This window comes from Kitasatospora sp. MY 5-36, from assembly GCF_001182915.1.
GTDB lineage: Bacteria > Actinomycetota > Actinomycetes > Streptomycetales > Streptomycetaceae > Kitasatospora.
In genome coordinates this window covers 1-4,950 of sequence record NZ_LFVW01000316.1, presented here as the reverse complement: position 1 = coordinate 4,950, position 4,950 = coordinate 1, and the positions used below count along the sequence as shown (strand labels likewise).

The 4,950-nt window shown below is 75.3% G+C and carries 5 protein-coding genes and 1 pseudogene; 3 read left to right on the top strand and 3 right to left on the bottom strand.

The features are described from left to right. Together AE652_RS20970 and AE652_RS20965 are read right to left on the bottom strand one after the other, a co-directional pair. A partial coding sequence (locus AE652_RS20970; RefSeq protein ID WP_159028513.1) for a DNA polymerase Y family protein occupies positions 1-1,377 on the bottom strand: 1,377 nt, incomplete at its 3' end. 1 nt (position 1,378) lies between these two features. After that, the gene (locus AE652_RS20965) at positions 1,379-2,080 is read right to left on the bottom strand and encodes a hypothetical protein (RefSeq protein WP_159028512.1); all 702 of its coding nucleotides are present in this window, start codon (positions 2,078-2,080) and stop codon (positions 1,379-1,381) included. A 312-nt stretch (positions 2,081-2,392) separates the two neighbouring features. On the opposite strand from AE652_RS20965, the gene AE652_RS20960 reads away from it, so the two are divergent. The 3 genes from AE652_RS20960 to AE652_RS20950 all read left to right on the top strand — a co-directional run bounded on the left by AE652_RS20960 (position 2,393) and on the right by AE652_RS20950 (position 4,524). Further along, positions 2,393-3,094 carry a helix-turn-helix domain-containing protein gene (locus AE652_RS20960; RefSeq protein ID WP_082345866.1) on the top strand — a complete coding sequence of 234 codons (702 nt, stop codon included), beginning with the start codon at positions 2,393-2,395 and terminating at the stop codon, positions 3,092-3,094. Next, positions 3,091-3,858, top strand: coding sequence for an SRPBCC domain-containing protein (locus AE652_RS20955; protein WP_049653785.1), 768 nt, complete (start codon positions 3,091-3,093; stop codon positions 3,856-3,858). Before AE652_RS20960 ends, AE652_RS20955 begins: the two co-directional genes overlap by 4 nt. 93 nt (positions 3,859-3,951) lie before the next feature. Then, positions 3,952-4,524, top strand: coding sequence for a dihydrofolate reductase family protein (locus AE652_RS20950; protein ID WP_049653782.1), 573 nt, complete (start codon positions 3,952-3,954; stop codon positions 4,522-4,524). Between the two features lie 58 nt (positions 4,525-4,582). Here AE652_RS20950 and AE652_RS20945 read toward each other — a convergent pair. Continuing rightward, a pseudogene (locus tag AE652_RS20945) lies at positions 4,583-4,950 on the bottom strand (SAM-dependent methyltransferase); the annotation flags it as partial.

The following is a 4,950-nucleotide window of genomic DNA, read 5'->3' as shown; positions in this document are numbered from 1 at the left end:
GTACGGCTCGCCCCACGGCACCTTCACCGCCTGCTCGCCCGGGCCGCGCCCGCCGGCCGGCTCGATCCGGCGCAGCCCGGCGTGGCCGAGCACCGCCTGCACCCGGGCGACCGCCCGCTCCACCCGGTCGTCCGCGACGGCCTGGCCCCACAGCGCGAGCTGGCGGCCCTGGTCCGGGGAGAGGCCGTCGGGGGCGAGCCGGAGCAGGGTGAAGCCGGTGTCCTCCCTGCCGTCCCCGTTGCCGCTGCCGTCCCCGTCGCCGTCGCCGTCGCCTGTGCCGGTGAAGGTGCCGGTGAAGGTGCCCGCGCCCTGCCAGGCCTGGAGCTGCCAGCGGACCCGCTCGGCCAGCGCCGTCGCGGACAGCCGGCCCTCGTGCCGCCACAGCCGGGAGGCCGTCCGGCCGTCCGCGCAGGCCACCTCGACGGCCACCCGGCGGCAGGTCAGCCCGGCCCCGGCCAGCCGCTGGTGCAGCTGCTCGGCCAGCGCGCGGGCGACGAACACCAGCGGTTCAGCCGACGGCTCCGGCGGGTCGAAGCGCTGCTCGACGGCGAGGTCCGGCTCCTCGTCACGGGGCACCAGCGGACGCGGCTGCAAACCGCGGGCCAGCCGGTGCGCGACCGTCCCGGACGGGCCGAAGCGGTCCGCGACCGACTCGGCCGGCAGCGCGGCGAAGGCCCCGACGGTGGGCAGGCCGAGCCGCCCGAGCAGTTCGGCCAGTGCCTCGTCGCCCAGCGCGCTCACCGGGTACGGGGCGAGGAACTCCGCCGTCCGTCCGGCCGGGACCAGCACCCCGGCCCGGGCGGCGAGCACGGCGGCGAACAGGCCGTCGGCGACGCCGACCCGGGCCCGGGGGGCGGTGGCGGCCGGTGGAGGAGCGGTGGTGGCCGGTGGAGGGGCGGTGGGCTGCCGCTCTTCGACGGCCGGCGCGCCCGGAACGGCGTCCGGGACGAGGGGCTGCCCGAGGGCGTCCGCCACCGCCCTGCCGACCTTGGCGGCCAGCGCCTCCTCGCCGCCGAAGTAGCGGCCCGGGCCCTTCACCGGGATCGCGCACAGGCCCGGGCGGATCACCTCCACCCGGGGCGTGAACGCCTCCACCGCCGCGACCACCGGCTCGAAGCGGCGGGTCTCCGCCTCCGGGTCGCGGTCGCGCAACTCCAGCTCCGGGCAGAGCCGTTGGGCCAGCTTGAGCCGCTGCCCCTGCCGCACCCCGGCCGCCCGGGCGCCCTCCGAGCAGGCGAGGATCCGCCCGCCCTCGGTCACCGCGACCGGGTCGTCGCCGGTGACGGCCACCACCGGCCAGTCCGGGCACCAGACCACCAGCACCCGGGGGGTCCTGTCGTCCGCCGTCCCGGATGCCATCGCTGTCTCGGCCGTCACCTCAGACCACCGCCGCCACGCGGGGTGCCATCGGCTCCGCCGCCGGTATCACCGTGGGTTCCGCCACCGGCTGCGGCTGCTCCTGGAGCGGACGCACCGCGCCGTACTCGTCCGGCAGCCAGAGCCGGACCGTCCGGCCGCGCACCGCCGAGCCGCGGCCCTCGGCCACCACCTCCACCTGCCGGCCGACGAGCTGTCCATGGCCGTCGCCCAGCCCGAACCAGCGCCCGGAGCGCACCCCCAGCCGCAGTGCCGCGCCCGGCCACGGTCCGGCGACCAGCAGCACGCAGCCGCTGCGCCGCAGCACCGCCGCCAGCCGGGCGGCCAGCTTCGGCGGCACCGGCCCGTCCGGGCGCAGCATGATCAGCTCGACCGCGTCGGCCAGCACCGAGACCACCTCGGCCCAGTGCGGCCCCGGGTCGTCCGCGACCAGCAGCCGGCGCAGGTCCAGCCCGTACCCCTCGGCGGCGGCCAGCCCCAGGTCCGGCAGTCCGACCGCCGCGGCCCAGCCGCCCCCGCTCTCCTTCACCCCGGCGGCGAGCGCCAGCAGCAGCCCGGTGTCCCCGCCCGCCACCGACACCGCCGTCCCCCGGCGCAGCCCGGCCTCGGGCAGCACCTCCCGGAGCGCGGACGGCACCGGCAGCAGCCCCCGCCCCTCCCTCTGCTCCCCGTCCTCCCCCTGCTGCCCCCGTTTTCCCGGCACGGCAGCCGGGGACGCCACCGGGCGGAGCACGGGGCGTGCGGTCTGCTCGGCGGTTGATTCGAAAAAAGGTTCGAAAACGGGCACACCCCCAGGATCGAACATTCGTTCGCAAAGATTCAAGTCCGATCCGTCCACCCCACCCGTCACTCTCCGCTGTCCCGCCTCGGCGGGGCTGCGCGGATCGCGGCGCGGCGCGGCGCGGCGCGGCCGCCGGAGGCTCCGGCACCGGACGGGCGACACCGTTCGTCCGACCGGACTACCGACAAACCTTTTTTCCTTGACAAATTTTTTTGTCGGATGGATGCTGGAACGGTGCTGGAAGTCGCCGTGATCGAAGAACCCGCCGCGGCCGAGGCCTCGCTGGACCCCCTGCGGTCACGCCTCCTCGCCGCCCTGACCGAGCCCGCCTCGGCCGCCATGCTGGCCGCCCGGCTGGGCCTGCCCCGGCAGAAGGTCAACTACCACCTGAAGGAACTGGAGCGGCACGGCCTCGTCGAACTCGACGAGGAACGCCGCAAGGGCAACGTCACCGAACGGGTGTACCGCGCCACCGCGGCCTCCTACGTGATCTCCCCCAGCGTCCTGGCCGCCGTGAGCCCGGACCCCGCCCGCTCCCCCGACCAGCTCTCCGCCCGCTGGCTGCTGGCGCTCGGCTCCCGGCTGGTGCAGGAGGTCGGGGCCCTGCTGACCGGCGCCTCCCGGGCCCGCCGGCGGGTCGCCAGCTTCGGCATCGACGCGCAGGTGCGGTTCGCCTCCGCCGCCGACCGGGCCGCCTTCGCCGAGGAACTGGCCCAGTCCGTGGCCACCCTCGTCAGCCGCTACCACGACGAGTCCGCCCCCGGGGGCCGCAGCCACCGGGTGATCGTCGGACTCCACCAGATCCCCGCCGCCCAGCCCGGCCCCGGGGCGGAGCAGGACGGGACCAGGGCGGAGCAGGACGTGACCGGCACGGAACAGGCCGGCCCCGGCACGGAACAGGCCGTCACCCGGGCGGACCAGGAGGACCCACGATGACCCACCCGTTCGAGATCGAGCTGGAGACCTCCCTGCCGGTGAGCCCGGAACAGGTCTGGGAGGCGATCGCCACCGGACCGGGGATCGACTCCTGGTTCATGGGCCGCAACGAGCTGGACCCGCGCGAGGGCGGCACCGCCGTCATGGAGACCGGGGGCCACCGCGCGGAGGCGGTCGTCACCGCCTACGATCCCGGCAAGCGCCTGGCCACCCGTACGGCCACCGGCGAGGACGGCCGGTTCATGGCCTTCGAGTACCTGATCGAGGGCCGGGACGGCGGCGCCACCGTGCTCCGCGTCGTCCACAGCGGCCTGCTCGGCGACGACTGGCAGGACGAGTACGACGCGCTGCGCCGCGGCTGGCCCTTCCACCTCCACACGCTCCGCGAGTACCTCACCCACTTCCCCGGCCGCACCGCCGTCCCCGTCTTCGCCGCCGCACCGGCGGGTGGACGGACGGAACCGGAGGTCCGGGCCCTCCTCGCCCGCGCCCTGTCGCTGCCGCTCCCGGTCGCCGCGGGCACCCGGGTCCACGGCGAACCGGCGGGCCTGCCGCCGCTGGACGGCGAGGTGGTCTGGGCGGACGACGAGCGCTTCGAGGTCCGCACCGCCGACGGGCTCTACACCTTCCACCACGGCTCCGGCCTGGTGCTGATGTTCCACCACCTCTTCGGCCCGACTCCGGGCGGGGCCGGGGGTGAAGCCGGGACCGGGACCGGGGCCGAGGCCGCCTGGCAGCGGTGGCTGACCGGCGCCCTCGCCTGACCTTTCGGACCTTCGGGCCATCGGACCTTCAGACCTTCAGACCTCCTTCAGACCCGACAGAAGCAGAACCGCACGAGAACCGAGGTACCACCCATGCGCACCCTGATCAGCACCGCCTTCATCTCGCTCGACGGCGTCGTCGAGGGCCCCGGCGGCGAACCCGGCTACCGCAACTCCGGCTGGACCTTCAAGGACATCGAGTTCCTCCCCGAGGCGTTCGAGATCAAGGGGCGGGAGCAGGAGGAGGCCACCGCGATGCTGCTCGGCCGGGCCAGCTACCAGGCGTTCAGCCCGGTGTGGCCGGACATGGCGGAGTTCGCCCACTACAAGACGCTGCCGAAGTACGTCGTCTCCACCACCCTCGCCGAGGCCGACCTGGTGTCGAACTGGGGCGAGACCAGCATCCTGCGCTCGCTCGACGAGGTCGCCGCACTGAAGGAGACCGAGGGCGGCCCGATCATCGTCCACGGCAGCGCCACCCTGAACCACGCCCTCTCGGACGCCGGCCTGATCGACCGCTACCACCTGCTCGTCTTCCCGCTGCTGCTCGGCGCCGGCAAGCGCCTGTTCAGCACGACGGACAAGGACGCCCAGAAGCTGAAGCTGGTCGAGTACGGGGCCTACGGGAACGGCATCCAGAAGCAGGTCCTCGACGTGGTCCGCTGACCGCTCTCCACTCCTCCTCTCCATCCTCCCCCGTGGGAGCGTTGACGGCCCCGGACCGTCAACGCTCTTCCGTGGTGCGCCAGATGAACACCTCACTGCTCGGCTGCCGCTCCGAGAAGAGCCCCGACGGCGAGGTCCGGGCGAGGAGGAGGCGGAGGTCCGCCTCGAAGGCCGGACGGCGCTCGGCGAAGAGGTGCGGGGCCGAGGAGGAGAGCGCGAAGACGCCCGCGACCGCGTCGTCGGCCGTGCGCTCCAGCGGCCGTCCGCCCGGGACGACGATCCGCTGCGGGCCGGCGAAGCCCGCCCGGGCGAGGACGGCGGCCTCGTCGCCCGGCGTGCCGTGCGGCAGCAGCCCCTGCCCGGCGCGGCGGACCGGGCCGAGGTAGCGCCGGACCAGCCCGTCGATCGCGGCGTACGGGACCGGCG

Excerpts from the sequence above, each read along its gene's own strand:
- AE652_RS20955 (WP_049653785.1), top strand. The coding sequence starts at position 3,091 with ATGACCCACCCGTTCGAGATCGAGCTGGAGACCTCCCTGCCGGTGAGC.
- AE652_RS20950 (WP_049653782.1), top strand. The coding sequence starts at position 3,952 with ATGCGCACCCTGATCAGCACCGCCTTCATCTCGCTCGACGGCGTCGTC.